This is a genomic window from Bradyrhizobium sp. Ash2021 (assembly GCF_031202265.1).
Classification (GTDB): domain Bacteria; phylum Pseudomonadota; class Alphaproteobacteria; order Rhizobiales; family Xanthobacteraceae; genus Bradyrhizobium.
In genome coordinates, this window is record NZ_CP100604.1 from 1,035,030 (window position 1) to 1,054,037 (window position 19,008).

The following is a 19,008-nucleotide window of genomic DNA, read 5'->3' on the forward strand; positions in this document are numbered from 1 at the left end:
GGATACCGGTTTTCCGAAAAGATCATGCTCAAACAAAAGATAGCTATATATTATGATCCTCATATCAGGAGGGCGTCATGCCTGAGGCATATATCTACGATCACGTTCGCACCCCGCGCGGCCGCGGCAAGTCCGATGGCGCGCTCCACGAGGTGACCGCGCTGGCGCTGGCGACGGTGCCGCTGCAGGCGTTGAAGGAGCGCAACAACCTTGGCGAAGACGTCGTCGACGACGTCATCCTCGGCGTGGTCGATCCGGTCGGCGAAGCCGGCTCCGACATTGCGCGCTTCGCGGCGCTGAAGGCCGGTCTCGGCGAGGCGGTGCCGGGCGTCCAGATCAGCCGCTTCTGCGCTTCCGGCCTCGATGCCGTGAATTTCGCCGCGGCCCAGATCATGAGCGGCCAGCATGACCTCGTGATCGGCGGCGGCGCCGAATCCATGAGCCGCGTCGGCATCGGCGCCTCCGGCGGCGCCTGGCCGATGGACCCCTCGATCGCGGTGCCGGCCTATTTCATGCCGCAAGGCGTCTCGGCCGATTTGATCGCGACCAAATACGGTTTCTCCCGCGACGACGTCGACGCCTATGCGGTGCAGAGCCAGCAGCGCGCGGCCAAGGCCTGGGACGAGGGCCGCTTCAAGAATTCGGTGGTGCCGGTGAAGGACATCAACGGCCTCACCCTCCTCGCCAAGGACGAACACATGCGCCCGACCACGACGATGCAGTCGCTCGGCCAGTTGCAGGCTTCGTTCGCGGCGGTCGGCGCGATGGGCGGTTTCGATGCGGTGGCGATCCAGTCGCATCCGGAAGTCGAAAAGATCAACTACGTGCACCACGCCGGCAACTCTTCCGGCATCGTCGATGGCGCCGGCGCGGTGCTGCTCGGCAGCAAGGAAGCAGGTAGCAAGCACGGCCTGAAGCCGCGCGCGAAAATCCGGGCGTTTGCCAATATCGGCTCGGAGCCCGCGATGATGCTGACCGGTCCGGTCGACGTCACCGAAAAGCTGTTCGAGCGTTCCGGCATGAAGAAGTCGGACATCGACCTGTTCGAGTTGAACGAGGCCTTTGCGTCCGTGGTGCTGCGCTACATCCAGGCCTTCGACATCGATCCTTCGAAGATCAACGTCAATGGCGGCGCGATCGCGCTTGGCCATCCGCTCGGCGCGACCGGGGCGATGATTTTGGGCACCGTGCTCGACGAGCTCGAGCGCACCAATAAATCAACCGCGCTGGTGACGCTGTGCATCGGCGGCGGCATGGGTACGGCGACGATTATCGAGCGGGTCTAGAACGTAGGGTGGGCAAAGCGTAGCGTGCCCACCAGGACAGACACCGATCAAAATGGTGGGCACGGCGCGAAGCGCGCCTTTGCCCACCCTACGGTCAGAATACGATTTCGCATTGGGAGCGACCAACATGGCCTTCAACAATTTCAAGATCGAAACCGACGCCGACGGCATTGCGTTGGTGACATGGGATACGCCCGGCCGTTCGATGAACGTGCTGGACGAGACCTCGGTCAACGAACTCGAGGAGATCGTGAAGCAGACCTCGGCCGATGCCGCCGTGAAGGGCGTCGTCATCACCTCGGGCAAGGAGGCGTTGTCCGCCGGCGCCGATCTATCGATGCTGGAGGGCATGAGCCGCAGCTATGCCGAAATGCTCCAGGCCAAGGGTGAAGTTGCCGCCAACCAGATGCTGTTCGACCAGAGCCGCCGGTTCTCGCTGGTGTTCCGCTCCATCGAAACCTCGGGCAAGCCGTGGGTCGCAGCGATCAACGGCCTGGCGCTCGGCGGCGGTTTCGAACTAACGCTGTCCTGTCACTACCGCGTCGCCGCCGAAAATCCCAAAACCCGCCTCGGACTGCCCGAAATCAAGGTCGGCCTGTTCCCCGGCGCCGGCGGCACCCAGCGCGTGCCGCGCATCGTCTCGCCGCAGGATGCGATGCAGTTGCTGCTCAAGGGCGAAGCGATCAATCTCGACAAGGCCAAGGCGCTCAATCTGATTCACGCCATCGTTCCCCAGGCCGACCTGATCAAGGCGGCAAAAGACTGGATCAAGGGCGGCGGCAAGGCCATCGCACCCTGGGACGAGAAGGGTTTCAAGCTGCCCGGCGGCCCGGTGTTCTCCAAGGCCGGCATGCAGATGTTCCCGGCCGGCAACGCCATCTTCCGCCGCGAAACCTTTGACAATTATCCAGCCGCGCGCGCCATCATGAGTTGCGTCTATGAAGGCCTGCAGTTGCCGATCGACGCCGCATTACGCGTCGAGTCGCGCTACTTCACGCAGATCCTGCGCTCCAAGGAAGCCGCAGCGATGATCCGCAGCCTGTTCCTGTCGATGCAGGAATTGAACAAAGGCGCGCGGCGTCCGCCAAACGTGCCGCCGACCAAAGTCAAGAAGCTCGCCGTGATCGGCGCCGGTTTCATGGGCGCCAGCGTCGGCTATGTCTCGGCGCGCGCCGGCATCGACGTGGTCTTGATCGACCGCGACCAGGAGAGCGCCGACAAGGGCAAGGGCCACGCGCAATCGGTTATCGACGATCTGATCAAGAAGGGCCGCGCCAAGGAAAGCGACCGCGACGCCATTCTGGGCCGCATCAGCGCCACCGCCGACTATAATGTCCTGAAAGATTGCGATCTCGTCATCGAAGCGGTGTTCGAGGACCGCAAGGTGAAGGCGGAAACCTACGCCAAGGCGCAGCCGCTGTTGAAGGACGGCGCGATCTTCGCCTCCAACACCTCGACCTTGCCGATCACCTCGCTGGCCGAGGAGTTCAAGGACCAGGGCAAATTCGTCGGCATCCACTTCTTCTCGCCGGTCGAGAAGATGATGCTGGTCGAGATCATCGTCGGCAAGAACACCGGCGACGTCGCGCTCGCCACCGCGCTGGATTATGTCCGCGTGATCGGCAAGACGCCGATCGTCGTCAACGACTCACGCGGCTTCTTCGCCAACCGCTGCGTGATGCGCTACATCGCCGAAGGCAGCGAGATGCTGCTCGAAGGCGTGCCGGCGGCGATGATCGAGAACACCGCCAGGATGGCGGGCATGCCGGTCGGGCCGCTGTCGCTGTCGGATGAGGTAGCCCTCGATCTCGGCCTCAAGATCATGAAGGCGACCGAGGCCGATCTCGGTCCGAACGCCATCGACCAGGCGCAGAAGAAGCTGATGGTCGAGATGGTGGAGAAGCAGGGCCGCTTCGGCCGCAAGAACGGCAAGGGCTTTTACGACTATCCCGAAAAGGGCAAGGGCCAGAAGAGCCTGTGGGCTGGACTGGCGGGCCTGCAGCCCAAGCATCTCGATCCCGACACGCTCGAGGTCGAGGAATTGAAGCAGCGCTTCCTGGTGGTGCAGGCGGTGGAGGCCGCGCGCACGGTGGAGGATCACGTGATCGTCGATCCGCGCGAAGCCGACGTCGGCTCGATCCTAGGCTTCGGCTTTGCCCCGTTCACTGGCGGTGCGCTGTCCTATATCGACTTCATGGGCACGAAAAAATTCGTCGAATTGTGCCACAAGTTGGAGGCCAAATATGGCTCCCGCTTCACCCCGCCGAAACTCCTGGTCGAGATGGCAGCGAAGGGCGAGACCTTCTACGGCCGCTTCCCGCCGAAGAAGCAGGCCGCGGCGTAACGCAATCGGGTCCCGTCATTCCGGGATGGTGCGTCAGCACCAGACCCGGAATCTCGAGATTCCGGGTTCGATGCTGCGCATCGCCCCGGAATGACGGCAACGATGGATCAACAAAAAGGGGCCGGATCATCGATCCGGCCCTTCGCATATTTTATTGTCGCTGAAAGCTCACGCCGCCTTCATCAGGCCTTCCTTGGTGAGCGCTTCCTGGACCATCGGGCGGGCGCCGACGCGGGCCTTGTAGGCCAAAAGATTCGGCAAGCCCGAGAGGTCGAATTTCATCCGGTCGGCCCAGGACAGCATGGTGAACAGGTAGCCGTCGGCAACGGTGAAGTGCTTGCCCATCAGATACTCGCCGCCGCCAAGCTGGCTGTCGACATACTTGAACTTGCCCATCACCCGGTCCTTGAAGAAGGCCTTGGCGTCGTCGGCCAGCACCGGCGAGAACATCGGACCGAAATTCTTGTGCAATTCGGTGGTGATGAAGTTGAGCCACTCCAGCAGCTTGTAGCGCTCGGTGCTGTCGCGGGCCGGCGCGAGGTTCTTGTCCCTGGCCTTGTCGGCGATCATCTGCACGATGACCGGGCCTTCGGTCACCAGTTCGCCGCTGTCGAGCGCCAGCGCCGGCACCTGGCCCTTCGGATTGATCTTCAGAAAATCGTCACCGTTTTCCAGCTTCTTGGCCCGCAGGTCGACTTTGACCAGATCGTAGGAGAGACCGGCCTCCAGCAGCGCGATATGGGGGGAGAGCGAACAGGCACCGGGTGAATAATACAATTTCATAGGATTTTCCTTCCCTCGGATTATTGGCTAAGGCCCTTGAGCCTGGTCGGTTCTGATCGGATCAGAACCGACCAGGCTCAAAATCGTCATTTTGACGCGTTTTCTTCACGCGAACCGGACCTACTTCGCTTGAAAACGCTGCGGAATGACTAAATGCATATGCATGAAATAGTCAAGATTGATGCAGCTGCATTTAGTGCGGTACACTTGCCTGTGACAGGTATGGACTAGACCATGAAACGCAAACCATCGACCGAGGTGACCGCCGCCTGGATCCGCCTGATGCGGGTGCAGAGTCGGGTGCTGGACTGCGTCGAACAGGATTTGAAGAAGGCCGGCTTTCCGCCGCTGGCCTGGTATGATGCGCTGCTCGAATTGTCGCGCGCGCCGTCCGGCGAAATGCGCCCGGTCGAACTGGAAAAGCAAATGCTGCTGCCGCAATACTCGACCTCGCGGCTGATCGACCGTCTGGTCGACGAGGGGCTGGCGGCGCGGCGCGAATGCAAGATCGACAAGCGCGGCCTGTTCGTCGAGATCACGGAAGCCGGGCGCGAACTGCAGAAGAAAATGTGGAACGCCTATTCCGCCGCGATCGAAAAATACGTCGGCTCCAAATTGTCCGATGCCGATGCCGTCAAACTCTGCGGTCTGCTCGACCGGCTGGGTTGCTCCTGCAGCGAGGCCAAGCCGGCCGCCGCCGCAAGAGACGGCGTACCGGCCCGATGATATCGTTTTTACCATCTGCATCCGCGAGCCCCGGGGTTCGTGGATGCCCCTGCCACACGGCGCGTTCGGTCGAATCGCCCCACATCCGGATTTTTTATGGCGCGTGACCAGATCGATATGACGCCGCTGCAATCGCGCGACGAATTAGTTGCGTGGCTGGAAGCGGGCGTGAAGCCGCCGTCCGAGTTCCGGATCGGCACCGAGCACGAGAAAACCCCCTTCACGCTGCAGGGCCGCGAACCCGTGCCTTACGAGGGTGCGCGCGGCATCGGCGCGCTGCTGGAGGGCATGAAGCTGCTGCTCGGCTGGGAGCCGATCATGGAGCGCGGCAGCATCATCGGGCTTTACGACGTCACCGGCGGCGGCGCGATTTCGCTGGAGCCCGGCGGTCAGTTCGAACTGTCGGGTGCGCCGGTCGAGACCGTGCATCAGACCCAGTCGGAACTGATGGCGCATCTGGCGCAGGTGCGCGAGATCGCAACGCCGTTGGGGATCGGCTTCCTCGGCCTCGGCATGACGCCGTCATGGTCGCGGGCGCAGATTCCGGTGATGCCCAAGGGCCGCTACAAGATCATGACCAATTACATGCCGAAGGTCGGCAAATACGGCCTCGACATGATGTACCGGACCTGCACGGTGCAGACCAATCTCGACTTCTCCTCCGAAGCCGACATGGTCAAGAAATTGCGGGTGTCGGTGGCGTTGCAGCCGATCGCGACCGCGCTGTTCGCCAATTCGCCGTTCACGGAAGGCAAGCCCAACGGTTTTCTGTCGTTCCGTTCCGAGATCTGGCGCGACACCGACAATGCGCGTTCCGGCATGATCCCCTGGGCGTTCGAGGACGGCATGGGGTTCGAGCGCTGGGTCGACTACGCGCTGGATGTGCCGATGTATTTCGTCAAGCGCGGCGACGACTATATCGACGTCGCGGGCTCATCGTTCCGCGACTTCTTCGACGGCAGGAATTGCGCATTCCCCGGCGAGCGCCCGACGCTGTCGGACTGGGCCAACCATCTCTCGACGATTTTCCCGGAAGTGCGGCTGAAGCGCTATCTGGAAATGCGCGGCGCCGACGGCGTGCCGTGGGGACGGCTGCCGGCGCTGCCGGCGTTCTGGGTCGGATTGCTGTACGACGATACCAGCCTGAACGCGGCATGGGACATCGTAAAGCACTGGAATGCGCATGAACGTCAGGCGTTGCGCGACGACGTGCCGCGTTTCGGTTTCAAGTCCAGGATCAGGGATCGCTATTTGTTCGAGATAGCCAAGGAATGCCTGGCGCTGGCCCATGCGGGACTGCGCCGCCGCGGCCATGTCGATCATCTCGGCCGCGACGAGGGCCGCCATCTCGAGCCGCTCGACCAGATCGTCGACTCCGGCCGCACGCCGGCGGAGGAGATGCTGGAGAAATTCAACGGCGCCTGGCACGGCTGCGTGGAGCCGGCCTATCAGGAATATGCGTTCTAGAGCGAAAGCCTGCCCCGCACTTGATGCGGGATGGATACCGGTTCGCATAGCAATCAAGTTTACGCAGATTGCGCAGACTTATCTGCGGTAGAAAACGCGTCAAAACAAGGAGCTAGAGCTATCAGCCCATTGCATCATTTTTGGGCCGTTCATCAGCCGTACAGGTTGATGGCGGTCAAATGACGGCTCGCGGGACAGACGCGCAGTCGAAAGCAACAGGATATGGGGATAGGTCGCCTGCTCAGGGCGTGTGTGGTGACGCTCGCCTTTCTGGCGACCGTCATTGTTGCGCGCGAGGGGCTGGCGCAGGCCAATTTCGACCGTCCCGGTGGCGATTATCTGAGTTCCCCGGTCACCTCGGGCGATCCCGCTGATTGCGCGCTGGTCTGCGAGCGCGACAAGCGCTGCCGGGCGTGGAGTTTCAACTATCCGACGGACATCAGCGCCAGCGCGGTTTGCTGGCTCAAGAGCAACGTGCCGGCCCGCATCCAGGACAATTGCTGCGTCTCCGGCGTGCGCGGCGCCGGCGTGGTCGAACCCCGCAACAGCACGGTCGAAACCTCGATCGACCGGTTCGGGGGCGATTACCGGAATTTTGGACTCAAAAGCGATGAGGGCGACGAGGCCTGCAAGGCGGCTTGCACCGAAGACAACAAATGCCGGGCCTGGACCTATGCGCGGCCGGGCTACGCCGGCCGGGGTGCGCATTGCTATCTAAAGAAAGAGATCAAGCCGCCGCGGCGCAAGGCGGGATTCAGTTCGGGCGTGGTGCGGTAAATTCTCCGTGCGCCGGCGCGCAATTCCGCTGCCCGCGCCGAAACAATCGGGCTCAACATTGCGTATTTCGTATCGAGGCCGTTATGGTCCAGGCGTTGCCGCAATGGCTCACCGAACTAACGACGTCGTTTTAGCGGGTGCGCAATGCAACTCGAATCGACCCTGACTTGCCCACAGTGCAGCTTCCAGGCGACGGAGCAAATGCCGACGGATGCTTGCCAGTTCTTTTACGTCTGCAAGGGCTGCGGTGAGAAACTGAAGCCGCTGCCGGGCGATTGTTGCGTGTTCTGTTCCTATGGATCGGTGCCGTGCCCGCCGATCCAGGAGCGCGGCAAAGACGCGTGCTGTAAATAGTCAAAGGACTTGTCCACCGGCTCGAAGCGCGACGGCCGAAGCGGACTTGCCTTACGGTGCTGCATCGGCCGGTAGCACACGGATCTCCGGCCACAGCTTTTTCCAGCGCGCCGCCTTCGCCTCGTAATTCACAGGCGAAAAATTCGCAGCCCGGTTGGGCCGCACGATCATGCCGGCGACATCGTCAAATCCATCGGGCGCGTAGACGTCGTAGCTATCAGGCGTTCGCCGGATTCCAATGTTATTTCTGGTGAGAAAGCGCTCGATACCGTCGGTCGAACAAGCGAGCGGCGGGTAGGGCAGGCCGTGCTTTTCGGGATACCAGAGATGAACGCGGGCCTGATTGCGTGCTTCGACGGTGACGTTGAGCCTGGCAAATATGCCCTGCAGGTGCCGAATGATCCTGTCTTCGGCTTCCCACGAGGTGTCGGGATCGAAGTAGAAGATGTCATAGTCATTGATGCCGTAATCGATCGCGCGGTTCGTCAGCGCGTTCCACACCGTTTGCACCAGGCAGCCGGAAACGATCCACGCGTCCGGCAGCGCCAGGCGAAACAGTTCATCGGCGATGATTTCGTTGACGGGATTGCGCAGCGCTGCGGCGAGGAATTCGTCCTGGTTCATGGCCGTTCGCAGGGTTGGCTCACGCGAATGCTCCTACCGTCATTGCGAGGAGCCAGCGGGTCCCGCCTCTGGCGGGCCCGATGATAAACTCCGCGACGAAGCAATCCATTCTTTCTTTCCGCGGCAGAGATGGATTGCTTCGCTTCGCTCGCAATGACGGAAGAACCTACGAATCCATCGACGCAATCGCCTTCTTCGAGGCCAGCGTCCGCCAATGCCGGCGCAGCAGCGGTTCGACCGCCGCGCGCTTGGCCTTCGACAGGTGGATCAGCACCATCGGGTAATCGCGGTAGTGATCGGTGAAGTAAAATACTTTTGGCTGGCTCTCCACCAGCATTCGCGCTCATCCTGGGGAACGCCCGGCATCACCAGGCTGTCGCCGTCTTCCTTCAAGCGCGCCAGCATCTTCTTGCGCACTTTCAGCGCCGGCGTGCCGTAGGAGGTGCCGTCCTCGACCTCCGGCCACGCCAGTGCGATTTTCCTGACGTCGTCGAAGGTCATTTGGACTTGGCTCAATTCACTGCGGTGAAGAACCGCGCGAGGCGAAAACCCGAAAGCCAGGTCCATACCGGCTGGCTGCGTATGCCCATGTCCCAGGATCCGACCACCGCGTCGGCGCGGCCGACCAGATTGTCGATCGGCAACAGGCCGACGCCGCCATCGCGCACGGCAACGCGGCTGTCGGCCGAGTTGTCGCGGTTATCGCCGAGCACGAACAGTTTTCCGGCCGGCACGGTGATTTCCGGCGTGTTGTCGAGCTGGCCGTTGTCGCGCATCTTGAAGATCGCGTGGGTGACGCCGTTCGGCAGCGTCTCGATATAGCGATAGGCCCGCTCGCTGCTGCCGGAATCGTCTTCCGCCTCGCCAAGGCCGTCGGGCTTCAGCGTCGCGGCATGGTCGTTGATGAAGAGCTGGCCCTGCCGCATCTGGATGCGATCGCCGGGCAGTCCGACCACGCGCTTGACCCAGGCCTGCGAACGGTCGCCGGGCCAGCGGAACACCACGACGTCGCCGCGCTTCGGCGTCTCGCCGAACACGCGGCCGGTTTCCGGCAGCGTGATCTGGATCGGCAACGACGCCGCACCGTAGCCGTACGGATATTTCGACGCCAGCAGCGCGTCGCCGATCAAGAGCGTCGGCTCCATCGAGCCGGACGGCACGTAAAACGGCTCGGCCAGTGCGCCCTTGGCGACGAACACGGCCATGACGATGGCGACGAGCTGGACCGCCTGGGCGCGCCAGCTCGTAGGTTTTGCTGCGGCTGATGGTTCGCTATCGGTGCTCACTAGCCCGTTCCTCCAACCGTAATCCGTTCCATCCGCAGCGTCGGCTGGCCGACGCCGACCGGCACGCCCTGGCCGTTCTTGCCGCAGGTGCCGATTCCGGTATCCAGCGCAAGATCGTTGCCGATCATGGTTATTCTGTGCAGGTCGGTCGGCCCGTTGCCGATCAGCATTGCGCCTTTCAGGGGCGCGCCGAGCTTGCCGTTCTCTATTCTGTAGGCCTCGGTGCACTGGAACACGTATTTGCCCGAGGTGATGTCGACCTGGCCGCCGCCGAAATTGGCGGCGTAGATACCGTTCTTCACCGAGGCCAGGATTTCCGCGGGGTCGCGTTGGCCTGACAGCATGTAGGTGTTGGTCATGCGCGGCATCGGCACATGCGCGTAGCTCTGGCGGCGGCCGTTGCCGGTCGGCTTCATGTTCATCAGCCGCGCGTTCTGGCGGTCCTGCATGTAGCCGACCAGAATGCCGTCCTCGATCAGCACGGTGCGGTTGGTCGGCGTGCCCTCGTCGTCGATCGACAGCGAGCCGCGTCTGGAAGCCATCGTGCCGTCGTCGACTACGGTGACGCCCTTGGCCGCGACCTGCTTGCCCATCAGGCCGGCGAAAGCCGAGGTCTGCTTGCGGTTGAAATCGCCTTCAAGCCCATGGCCGACCGCCTCATGCAGCATCACGCCGGGCCAGCCGGCGCCAAGCACCACGTCCATTTCGCCTGCGGGTGCGGGAACCGATTCCAGATTGACCAGCGCCTCGCGGATCGCGCCGTCGGCCGCTTCCCGCCACGCCTTGGTTTCGATGAAGCGCGCATAGCCTTCGCGGCCGCCATAGCCCTTGCTGCCGCTTTCCTGGCGGTCGCCCTGGCCCGCGACCACGGAAATATTGACCCGCACCAGGGGGCGGATGTCGCGATAGCTCTCGCCGTCCGGGCGCACGATCTCGACCACCTGCCAGGTGGCGCTGAGGCTGGCGGAGACCTGCCGCACCCGCGGATCCTTGTCGCGGACATAGGCGTCGATCTCGGCGAGCAGCTTGACCTTGCTCTCGAAGCCCGGTCCATCCAGCGGGTTGTCGTCGCTATAGAGTTTGACGTTGGTGTGCGCGGGGGCAGCTGCCAACGAGCCCGAATAGCCGCCGCGGACGGCTGACACTGCGTCCGCCGCGCGCATCAGCGCCGGCAAGGACACGTCGGACGAATGCGCATAGCCGACCGCGTCGTCCTTGACCGCGCGCAAGCCAAATCCCTGCGAGGTGTCATAGGTTGCCTGCTTCAGCCGGCCATTGTCGAACATCAAGGCTTCGGTCTGGCCATATTCCAGGAACAATTCGCCGTCGTCGGCCCCCTCGAGCCCCCGCGCGATCTCGCGGCGGACGGCATCGCGGTCGAGATTGGCGCGGTCGACGAGGGAGGTTGTGGCGAGATTGGTCATGACGTCTCCAACACGATTGTTCCAGTCGTCCCGGCGAATGCGGGGACCCATAACCACAGGTTCCAGTGTTTAAGCATAGACTCGCGGCGGGCTCATCTTACAACACGGCAACCTGTGGCTATGACTCCCGGCTCGCGCTTCGCTTCGCCGGGGCGACGAATGTTGAAGATAGGCACTGTGGCCACAAATAGGGAGGGTCCTGGCGGCTGAAGAATACCCCTAGGGCAACTTGTCATACCCCTCGCCGAGCCCGTTCAGGCTTAGCGGAAACCCGATCCCCTCTTCCGGGGTCTCGAAGATGATGAATGTCGCGGTCTTGGCGGTTCGCAGCTGCCCGAGCAATTTCTCGTCCATCACGACTTCGGCAACGCAGCCGTTCGGCAGGCAGCGGACGAAACCGGCGCGGCCGACGTCGACATTGTCGAGTTTCAGGCCGAGGCCCGAGGGCAGCAACACGCCGAGCGGGGCGACCACCCGCATCAGCTTGCTCTTCTGGTCGGCGGTTTTCAGCACGATCACGGTGAGGCCGGCGTTGGAGCGGTCTTCGGCTACCACGCTCTGGATCAGGGCGCATTGCTCGCCCTGCGCGCCCGGCGGGGTGTCGCAGCGGATCTGCCAGTCGCCATGGACCGACCGCACCGCGCCTTGCGCGCTGGCCGCCTGGGTCATGCCGAGCAGCAAGGCTATGGCCAGCAAGCTGTCCAGCCAGCGGGTGGGCGCCCATCCTGACCGCGCTTTCAGTCTCGCCTGATGTTTCGAACGCCCCATCCGGGTCGATCCTCTGATATTTTCCAAGGCCCCTGGTTTCCAAAGGCCGGTATTTCCAAGGGCCAAGCCGGCGATATTCCCGTTGGGCCCGGCCGGACAGCACGCGAACCGACTGATACCGTAATGACGGCGCCTTGAAGGCATCCTTCCAGCATTGCCGCGCCCGGCGGGGCCGCTCAGGACCTGCGAATCAGGTTCCTGTGAAGCACCCCATCTGTGCCTACATCCGGCAATCCGGCTGTCAAGCGGCGCTATCCGCCAAAAGTGCGGCTTTGGCCTGATTTACCGGGAAAATGTGACATCCGGAGATTAGCCCGTGACGCATGGCTTTGCGTCCCACTACTGCATTGCGAGAGCCTGCGAATTATGGTTTGAGAGGCTGGATTTCGACGCGTTCTAGCGATCTGGCTCGAGTGCTCCTAAAGTGTGCTTACAAGGTGCACTCATAGAGTACGTCGTAAGGCCGTTTGTCAGGGCGGATCGTGCGGCATTTCCGGCCATTCGGCCGGGGATGCTTTGGGGATTTATCAAGGGAGCGCGAGCGGCATGAAGATGTCGAAGGGCCAGATGGGCCGGCATTTGCTGGGATTAGCGGTGGCAGGCATGACGCTCGCCGCCAGCGGGACGGCATTCGCCGAATTGGGGCAGCCTGCGCCGTGGGAATACAAGCTGCAGGAAGCCGGCTCGCCGGTGATGGAGAACATCACCTGGTTCCATAACTTCCTGTTCGTGTTGATCACGGTCATCACCTTGTTCGTGCTCGCGCTGCTCATCATCGTGGTGGTGAAGTTCAACGCCAAGGCCAATCCGGTCCCCTCCAGGACCACCCACAACACGCTGATCGAAGTGGCCTGGACGCTGATTCCGGTGCTGATCCTGGTCGGCATCGCGGTGCCGTCGTTCCGCCTGCTGTTCCAGGAACTCGATATCCCGAAGGCCGACCTGACTATCAAGGCGACCGGCAAGCAGTGGTACTGGAGCTACGCCTATCCCGATAACGGCAAGTTCGAGTTCGATTCGCTCTTGGCGCAGGACAAGCAGCCGCGGCTGCTCGGCGTCGACAACGAGATGGTGGTGCCGATCAACAAGATCATCCGGATCCAGACCACCGGCGCCGACGTGATCCACTCCTTCGCGGTGCCGGCCTTCGGCATCAAGATCGACTCGGTGCCCGGCCGTCTCAACGAGACCTGGTTCAAGGCCACCAAGCTCGGCATGTATTACGGCCAGTGCTCGGAACTGTGCGGCAAGGATCACGCCTTCATGCCGATCGCGGTACGGGTCGTGAACGATCAGGAATTCGCGAGCTGGGCTGAGGCTGCGAAGAAGAAGTTTGCGACCAATCCGGCGAATTCGTTCGCCTCGGCTGGTCAGGCCGCGCAGTAAGCCGACAGCTTTAGCGCAACGGGACAAGGGCGACGGGACCTAAAGGGTCCGATCAAGGGACTGCAAGGCAGGATTTGGAACATGGCAACAGGCGCAGCGACACACGACGACCACGCCCATGACGATCACGCGCACGCTCATCCGACCGGATGGCGGCGCTTCGTCTATTCGACGAACCACAAGGACATCGGCACGATGTACCTGGTGTTCGCGATCATCGCGGGTGTCATTGGTGCGGCGATGTCGATCGCGATCCGCGCCGAGCTGATGTATCCCGGCGTCCAGATCTTCCACGAAACCCACACTTACAATGTGTTCGTGACCTCGCACGGCCTGATCATGATTTTCTTCATGGTGATGCCGGCGATGATCGGCGGCTTCGGCAACTGGTTCGTGCCGCTGATGATCGGCGCGCCCGACATGGCGTTCCCGCGCATGAACAACATCTCGTTCTGGCTGCTGCCGGCTTCCTTCGCGCTGCTCCTGCTGTCGACCTTCGTCGAGGGTGAGCCGGGCGCCAACGGCGTCGGCGCGGGCTGGACCTTGTATGCACCGCTGTCGACCTCGGGCCATCCCGGACCGGCGGTCGATTTCGCCATTCTGTCGATCCATCTGGCCGGCGCCTCCTCGATCCTCGGCGCCATCAACTTCATCACCACCATCTTCAACATGCGCGCGCCGGGCATGACGCTGCACAAGATGCCGCTGTTCGTGTGGTCGATCCTGGTCACGGTGTTCCTGCTGTTGCTGTCGCTGCCGGTGCTGGCCGGTGCGATCACCATGTTGCTCACCGACCGCAATTTCGGCACCACCTTCTTCGCCGCCGACGGCGGCGGCGACCCGGTGCTGTTCCAGCATCTGTTCTGGTTCTTCGGCCATCCCGAAGTCTACATCCTGATCCTGCCCGCGTTCGGCATGGTCAGCCAGATCGTCTCGACCTTCTCGAAGAAGCCGGTGTTCGGCTATCTCGGCATGGCCTACGCCATGGTCGCGATCGGCGGCATCGGCTTCGTGGTGTGGGCGCACCACATGTACACGGTCGGCATGTCCAGCGCGACGCAGGCCTATTTCGTCGCCGCCACCATGGTGATCGCGGTACCGACCGGCGTGAAGATCTTCTCCTGGATCGCGACGATGTGGGGCGGCTCGATCGAGTTCAAGACGCCGATGCTGTGGGCGATCGGCTTCATCTTCCTGTTCACGCTCGGCGGCGTCACCGGCGTCGTGCTGGCGAATGCCGGCGTCGATCGCGTGCTGCAGGATACCTATTACGTGGTCGCGCACTTCCACTACGTGCTGTCTCTGGGCGCCGTGTTCGGCATCTTCGCCGGCTGGTACTACTGGTTCCCGAAAATGTCGGGGTACATGTATTCGGAGGCGATCGGCAAGGCGCACTTCTGGTTCACCTTCATCGGCGTGAATCTGGTGTTCTTCCCGCAGCACTTCCTCGGCCTCTCCGGCATGCCGCGCCGCTACGTCGATTATCCCGACGCGTTCGCGGGCTGGAACCTGGTGTCCTCGATCGGCTCCTACATCTCCGGCTTCGGCGTGCTGATCTTCATCTACGGCGTGATCGACGCCTTCGTGCGCAAGCAGCAGGCGGCCGACAATCCGTGGGGCGCCGGCGCCACCACGCTGGAATGGACGCTGTCGTCGCCGCCGCCGTTCCACCAGTTCGAAGTGCTGCCGCGCGTGCAGTAACCCAAAAAATGCACGGCGCGCCGCTCTAGGGCGCGCCGTGCTTCTAACCAAAGCGAGATCTGTTTTGTCGGTTGTCGATCACAACGCCATCGAGCTGAGCCCTCGGATTTCCGAGGCCGAGGTCGGCGACTACATCGCGCTATTGAAGCCGCGGGTGATGTCGCTGGTGGTCTTTACCGCACTGGTCGGCCTCATCATCGCGCCGGGCCATTTCCATCCCGTCCTCGCCTTCACCTCGATCCTCTGCATCGCGGTCGGCGCCGGCGCTTCCGGCGCGCTGAATATGGCCTATGAGGGCGATATCGACGCGTTGATGTCGCGCACCGCCAACCGGCCGATCCCGCGCGGGCGCATCACGCAAGCCGAAGCGACGGCGTTCGGAATGACGCTGGCGTTCTTCTCGGTGATGACGCTCGGCATTCTCGTCAACTGGGTCGCGGGCGGGCTGCTCGCGTTCACGATCTTCTTCTACGTCGTGATCTACACCATGCTGCTGAAGCGCTGGACCGCGCAGAACATCGTGATCGGCGGCGCCGCGGGCGCGCTGCCGCCGGTGGTGGCATGGGCGGCGGCGACCGGCTCGCTGTCGATGGAGCCGATTCTGCTGTTCCTGATCATCTTCTTCTGGACCCCGCCGCATTTCTGGGCGCTGGCGCTGTTCCGCAGCGACGATTATGCCCGCGCCGGCGTGCCGATGCTGCCGGTCGTCGCCGGTCCCGACGCGACGCGGCTGCAGATCCTGCTCTACACCGTCGTGCTGGTGGCCGTCGCCGTCGCGCCCTGGCCGCTCGGCTATTTCGACGCGGTCTATGGCGTGACCTCGCTGGTGCTCGGCGCCGGCATGCTGGCGCTCACCATCAACGTCTATCGCCGCCGCGAGGGCGTTGTGGCCACGCGCGCGACGCGAAAACTGTTTGCCTTCTCGATCCTTTATCTGTTCGCGCTGTTCGCGACCCTGTTGCTCGAGGTCGTTGTTCGCGCCGCCGCATCGGCGATCGGGTAGGGGGCGCATGGGACGCGAATGGACGACAAGCGGATGCCAGATGGAATCGTCCTCACCGAGGCGCAGAAAAGAAGCCGCCGTCACCGCTCGATCGCGATCGCGCTCGCGCTCGGCGTGCTGGTCCTGTTGTTTTTCGCGGTCACCCTGGTCAAGGGGCCGGCCGTTCTCGTGCGGCCGATGTAGTTGATATGACAGAGCAACCCACTCAACGCGAAGCGCCTGCCGCAAGCCACAAAATGGTCTCGCGCCGCGGCCTGACGCGCGATGCGGTCGTGGCCTCGATCTGCGGTTTCGTCGTGGTGCTGATGGTCGGCGCGTCCTACGCCGCCGTTCCCTTCTACAACTGGTTCTGCCGCGCCACCGGCTTCAACGGTACCACCCAGGTGGCGACCTCGGCGCCCTCGGGCGCGCCGCTGGCGCGCAAGGTGACAGTGCGTTTCGACGCCAATGTCGCACCCGGTTTGCCGTGGAAGTTCGTGCCGGAGCAGAACGAGATCGAGGTCAAGATCGGCGAAGTCGTCACGATATTCTATTCGGTGACCAACCAGGCGGCGCGGACCACCGCCGGCCAGGCCGCCTATAACGTCACCCCGCTGACGGTGGGATCGTATTTCGAGAAGATCAACTGCTTCTGCTTCACCGAACAGACCATGGCGCCGGGCGAGAAGCGCGACATGCCCGTGGTGTTCTATGTCGATCCGGCGCTCGCCGCCGACAGCGAGAACGACGGCCTGAACACCATCACGCTGTCCTACACCTTCTATCCCGTGCGCGATCCCTTGCCGAAGCCGCTGGCTGCGAGCGAGCCGGACAAGCGCAAGGGAAACCTCTGACACCGGGAATTCCGGGCTACTGGAATTTTTCGATTTGATTTTTGAGACGAATACGTGCCGAAGGATACGGCACCGCTAACGGAGAGACCGCAATGGCTGAGGCGCAAGTCAAGCACCACGATTATCATCTCGTCGATCCGAGCCCGTGGCCGGTCGTCGGGTCGATCTCGGCGTTCATCATGGCCGTCGGTGCGATCGGCTGGATGCATCATATGTATGCGGCGGCCCCGATCGTGTTCGGCATCGGCACCATCGGCGTGCTCTACACCATGGCGAGTTGGTGGGGCGACGTGATCCGCGAAGCCCAGTACAAGGGCGACCACACCCGCGTGGTGCAGATCAGCCATCGCTATGGCATGATCCTGTTCATCGCCTCCGAGGTGATGTTCTTCGTCGCCTGGTTCTGGGCCTTCTTCAACTCCGCGCTGTTCCCCGCCGACGCGGTCCACGCCACGCGCGACGCGGTGTTCGGCTGCGGCGCCGGAACGGCGATGGGCGCCTGCAGCGTGCCGGGCACCTGGCCGCCGCATGGCATCGAGACCTTCGATCCCTGGCATCTGCCGCTGCTCAACACGCTGCTGCTGTTGACCTCGGGCACCACGGTGACCTGGGCGCATCACGCGCTCTTGGAGAACGACCGCCAGGGACTGAAATACGGCTTGATCCTGACCATCGTGCTCGGCGCCACCTTCACCTGCGTGCAGGCCTATGAATACGCCCACGCCGCGTTCGGCTTCTCCGGCAACATCTATGGCGCGACTTTCTTCATGGCGACCGGCTTTCACGGTTTCCACGTGCTGGTCGGCACCATCTTCCTGACCGTCTGCCTGATCCGCGCCTATGCCGGCCATTTCACGCCGACCCAGCATCTCGGCTTCGAATTCGCCGCCTGGTACTGGCACTTCGTCGACGTGGTGTGGCTGTTCCTGTTCATCTGCATCTATGTCTGGTTCCATGGCGCGGAAACCGTCGCGCACGGCGCGCATTAGCCAGAAGCCATTGTGATACAAGGGGGCGGCCGCAGGGCCGCCCTTTTTGTTTCAAAACAACGAAAGACCAGAGCATGCCGGATCAGACGCTGCCCCCATTGGCGCAAAGCGCAATGCGCGGCATCGCCTGCAAATGCCCGCGCTGCGGCAAGGGCAAGCTTTACGCGGGCTTTCTCACGCTGGCGCCGCGCTGTGAATCCTGCGGGCTCGACTACGCCTTTATCGACGCCGGCGACGGCCCTGCGATTTTCATCATCATGCTGGCCGGCGCGATCGTGGTCGGCGCCGCGCTGATCGTGGAAGTGAAATACCAGCCGCCGTTCTGGCTGCACGCCGTGCTCTGGCTGCCGCTGATTCTGGCGACCACGCTGCTGCCGTTGCGCTCGATGAAGTCGCTGCTGATCGCGCTGCAATTCCATCACAAGGCCGCCCCCGGCCGGCTGATCGACCGCGAGCCGAAATGACCGGATCGGTTTCGCGGCGCCGCGGCATCGCCGGTTTTGGCGCTTTCACGCTGGTGATGGTGGCGGTGTTTGCCGGCCTCGGGATCTGGCAATTGCAGCGCCGGGTCGAGAAGCACGTTCTGATCGCGGCGCTGAACGAACGGCTCGCCGCCGCGCCCGAGGCGCTGCCGGCGCCTTCGCAATGGAGCGCGCTGACGCAGGCACACGACGAATTCCGCCGCGTCAGCTTTGCCGCGACCTACGCAAAGCTTGCCGACGCCATGGTCTACTCTTCCGGCTCGGCCGTGCGCGAGGATGTCTCCGGTCCGGGCACCTGGGCGTTTTTGCCCGCGCGGCTGCCGGATGGAGCGATCGTCGTGGTCAATGCCGGCTTCGTGCAGAACACGATGCAGGATCGCGCCCAGCAGGATCGCGCGGTGAGCCGGCTCGTCACCGATGCGCCGGTGAACCTGACCGGCTATATCCGCTTTCCCGAAAGCGCGGGCACGCTGACGCCGGCTGAAAATGCCGCCAGGCGGCTGTGGTTCACGCGCGATCATCTTGCGATGGCGCGCGCGCTCGGCTGGAGCGAGGGCGGCAAACAAATCGCGCCGTTCTACATCGATCTGGAAAGTCCGGTGCCCGCCAGCGGCATTCCAAAACCCGGGCCGCTCGAAGTTCACCTCAAGGATGATCACCTGCAATACGCCGTCACCTGGTTTGCGCTGGCGGGCGCGGTGGTGATCGCGTTCGGCGTGTGGTGGCGAGCGCAGCGGCGAGGTTGACCCGACGCGTCTCGCTTCGACAAGCGGGC

At 63.0% G+C, this 19,008-nt stretch carries 19 protein-coding genes and 1 pseudogene; 14 read left to right on the top strand and 6 right to left on the bottom strand.

All coding sequences use genetic code 11. The features are described 5' to 3' along the window. Nucleotides 1-77 precede the first annotated feature (77 nt). Together NL528_RS04830 and NL528_RS04835 are read left to right on the top strand one after the other, a co-directional pair. A complete protein-coding gene (locus NL528_RS04830; protein WP_309181578.1) occupies nucleotides 78-1,286 on the top strand; it encodes an acetyl-CoA C-acetyltransferase in 1,209 nt (402 codons plus the stop codon). 127 nt (nucleotides 1,287-1,413) lie between these two features. Beyond that, nucleotides 1,414-3,630 (top strand): FAD-dependent oxidoreductase, encoded by a 2,217-nt coding sequence (locus NL528_RS04835; RefSeq protein ID WP_309181579.1) that lies wholly within the window; start codon nucleotides 1,414-1,416, stop codon nucleotides 3,628-3,630. 168 nt (nucleotides 3,631-3,798) lie between these two features. Here the strand turns inward: NL528_RS04835 and gstA are convergent, their stop codons facing one another. Then, the gene (gene gstA / locus NL528_RS04840; RefSeq protein WP_309181580.1) at nucleotides 3,799-4,413 is read right to left on the bottom strand and encodes a glutathione transferase GstA; all 615 of its coding nucleotides are present in this window, start codon (nucleotides 4,411-4,413) and stop codon (nucleotides 3,799-3,801) included. A gap of 234 nt (nucleotides 4,414-4,647) precedes the next feature. On the opposite strand from gstA, the gene NL528_RS04845 reads away from it, so the two are divergent. The 4 genes from NL528_RS04845 to NL528_RS04860 all read left to right on the top strand — a co-directional run bounded on the left by NL528_RS04845 (nucleotide 4,648) and on the right by NL528_RS04860 (nucleotide 7,737). Further along, the gene (locus NL528_RS04845) at nucleotides 4,648-5,139 is read left to right on the top strand and encodes a MarR family winged helix-turn-helix transcriptional regulator (protein WP_309181581.1); all 492 of its coding nucleotides are present in this window, start codon (nucleotides 4,648-4,650) and stop codon (nucleotides 5,137-5,139) included. A 96-nt stretch (nucleotides 5,140-5,235) separates the two neighbouring features. Continuing rightward, on the top strand, nucleotides 5,236-6,606 hold the full coding sequence (locus tag NL528_RS04850; protein ID WP_309181582.1) for a glutamate--cysteine ligase: 1,371 nt from the start codon (nucleotides 5,236-5,238) through the stop codon (nucleotides 6,604-6,606). A gap of 222 nt (nucleotides 6,607-6,828) precedes the next feature. Next, complete coding sequence (locus NL528_RS04855; RefSeq protein ID WP_309181583.1) at nucleotides 6,829-7,383, top strand: PAN domain-containing protein; 555 nt, start codon at nucleotides 6,829-6,831, stop codon at nucleotides 7,381-7,383. A gap of 144 nt (nucleotides 7,384-7,527) precedes the next feature. Continuing rightward, complete coding sequence (locus NL528_RS04860; protein ID WP_309181585.1) at nucleotides 7,528-7,737, top strand: GDCCVxC domain-containing (seleno)protein; 210 nt, start codon at nucleotides 7,528-7,530, stop codon at nucleotides 7,735-7,737. A gap of 51 nt (nucleotides 7,738-7,788) precedes the next feature. On the opposite strand, the gene NL528_RS04865 is transcribed toward NL528_RS04860, so the two are convergent. From NL528_RS04865 to NL528_RS04885, 5 genes and pseudogenes are all read right to left on the bottom strand, one after another. Beyond that, complete coding sequence (locus NL528_RS04865; RefSeq protein ID WP_309181586.1) at nucleotides 7,789-8,361, bottom strand: nucleotidyltransferase family protein; 573 nt, start codon at nucleotides 8,359-8,361, stop codon at nucleotides 7,789-7,791. 166 nt (nucleotides 8,362-8,527) lie between these two features. Continuing rightward, a pseudogene (locus tag NL528_RS04870) lies at nucleotides 8,528-8,862 on the bottom strand (MmcQ/YjbR family DNA-binding protein). A gap of 11 nt (nucleotides 8,863-8,873) precedes the next feature. Further along, a complete protein-coding gene (gene lepB, locus NL528_RS04875) occupies nucleotides 8,874-9,647 on the bottom strand; it encodes a signal peptidase I (protein ID WP_309181587.1) in 774 nt (257 codons plus the stop codon). Then, the gene (tldD, locus tag NL528_RS04880; protein WP_309181588.1) at nucleotides 9,647-11,071 is read right to left on the bottom strand and encodes a metalloprotease TldD; all 1,425 of its coding nucleotides are present in this window, start codon (nucleotides 11,069-11,071) and stop codon (nucleotides 9,647-9,649) included. The genes lepB and tldD overlap by 1 nt, the downstream gene beginning before the upstream one ends. 219 nt (nucleotides 11,072-11,290) lie before the next feature. Beyond that, nucleotides 11,291-11,839, bottom strand: a complete 549-nt coding sequence (locus NL528_RS04885) for an invasion associated locus B family protein (protein ID WP_309181589.1) — start codon at nucleotides 11,837-11,839, stop codon at nucleotides 11,291-11,293. Nucleotides 11,840-12,385: 546 nt separating this feature from the next. Between NL528_RS04885 and coxB the strand changes: the two genes are divergently transcribed. The 8 genes from coxB to NL528_RS04925 all read left to right on the top strand — a co-directional run bounded on the left by coxB (nucleotide 12,386) and on the right by NL528_RS04925 (nucleotide 18,979). After that, complete coding sequence (gene coxB, locus NL528_RS04890; protein ID WP_309181590.1) at nucleotides 12,386-13,225, top strand: cytochrome c oxidase subunit II; 840 nt, start codon at nucleotides 12,386-12,388, stop codon at nucleotides 13,223-13,225. Nucleotides 13,226-13,306: 81 nt separating this feature from the next. Further along, complete coding sequence (gene ctaD, locus NL528_RS04895) at nucleotides 13,307-14,926, top strand: cytochrome c oxidase subunit I (RefSeq protein WP_309181592.1); 1,620 nt, start codon at nucleotides 13,307-13,309, stop codon at nucleotides 14,924-14,926. A gap of 64 nt (nucleotides 14,927-14,990) precedes the next feature. Then, nucleotides 14,991-15,929, top strand: coding sequence for a heme o synthase (locus tag NL528_RS04900; protein WP_309181594.1), 939 nt, complete (start codon nucleotides 14,991-14,993; stop codon nucleotides 15,927-15,929). Between the two features lie 18 nt (nucleotides 15,930-15,947). After that, a complete protein-coding gene (locus NL528_RS04905) occupies nucleotides 15,948-16,112 on the top strand; it encodes a CoxF protein (RefSeq protein WP_309181595.1) in 165 nt (54 codons plus the stop codon). A gap of 5 nt (nucleotides 16,113-16,117) precedes the next feature. Next, a complete protein-coding gene (locus NL528_RS04910; RefSeq protein ID WP_309181596.1) occupies nucleotides 16,118-16,762 on the top strand; it encodes a cytochrome c oxidase assembly protein in 645 nt (214 codons plus the stop codon). A 92-nt stretch (nucleotides 16,763-16,854) separates the two neighbouring features. After that, complete coding sequence (locus NL528_RS04915) at nucleotides 16,855-17,751, top strand: cytochrome c oxidase subunit 3 (RefSeq protein ID WP_309181597.1); 897 nt, start codon at nucleotides 16,855-16,857, stop codon at nucleotides 17,749-17,751. Between the two features lie 74 nt (nucleotides 17,752-17,825). Then, nucleotides 17,826-18,215 carry a DUF983 domain-containing protein gene (locus tag NL528_RS04920; RefSeq protein ID WP_309181598.1) on the top strand — a complete coding sequence of 130 codons (390 nt, stop codon included), beginning with the start codon at nucleotides 17,826-17,828 and terminating at the stop codon, nucleotides 18,213-18,215. Continuing rightward, entirely contained in the window at nucleotides 18,212-18,979 is a 768-nt protein-coding gene (locus NL528_RS04925) for an SURF1 family cytochrome oxidase biogenesis protein (RefSeq protein ID WP_309181599.1), read from the top strand. Before NL528_RS04920 ends, NL528_RS04925 begins: the two co-directional genes overlap by 4 nt. Nucleotides 18,980-19,008 lie beyond the last annotated feature (29 nt).